The following is an 880-nucleotide window of genomic DNA, read 5'->3' on the forward strand; positions in this document are numbered from 1 at the left end:
TGTTTAACGGTTTCTGAAATTCGCATCATATTTTAAATAAATTTTTTATCTAACTCATCAACACTCATGGTTATAAATGTTGTTTTGTTAGTTGGTGTAACATTAGGTTCTTTGCAAGCAAAAAGCTTATTTACCAAATGTTCTTGTTCATCTTTTTTTAAACTCTGCCCTGTTTTAATAGCTAAACTTTTTGCCATAGATTTTGCTAATAAATCAGTGGCGCTAAAATGCGCATCGGGCACTTCATTTTCAACATCGCTAATAAGCTGCTCTAAAATGATTGACACTTCGCTTTCTGGCACACTAACAGGCACGCCTGTAATTTCTACAGACTCATTTAAAACACTAGAAAACACAAAACCTGTGTGCTCTAAATCTTCTTTTAACTGTTTTAAAATTTCAATTTCTTTTACTGAAAAATGTAACTCTAAAGGAAATAGTAATTGCTGACTAATAGCTTCCTTTATTGTCATATTTTTTAAGAAATCTTCATATAATATACGTTGATGAGCACGGTGTTGGTCTATTAACAACATGCCCGATTTTATGGTACTTACAATATATTTGTTGTGAAGCTGATAGGTTGTATGGGTTTGCTCTACTTCTTTTTCATCATTAAAAATAGATGCTGTAGTTTGGTCACTTTCAAAATGAACTTCGCTAAATTCTTGTGATTCGTTATTGCTTTTAGACTCTAAACCAACATACAAACTTTCCCAATTACTTGTAGACTCTTTTTTATAAGAATAACTTTTTGAAGGTGATGTTGAAACTGGTGATGGAGCTTTTACTGGCCTGTCATCAGCAACAAAGGGATTAAAACTTCTATCTACCTCAATAGTGGGAGAATTGGTTTGTTTACGCTCAAAATTATAGGGCG

At 32.6% G+C, this 880-nt stretch carries 1 pseudogene; it reads right to left on the minus strand.

The window, feature by feature from the left end:
* Positions 1 to 32: 32 nt before the first annotated feature.
* Positions 33 to 880: pseudogene (locus FUA24_RS24700) on the minus strand (DNA mismatch repair endonuclease MutL); the annotation flags it as partial.

The sequence above is a fragment of the Seonamhaeicola marinus genome (genome assembly GCF_008085455.1).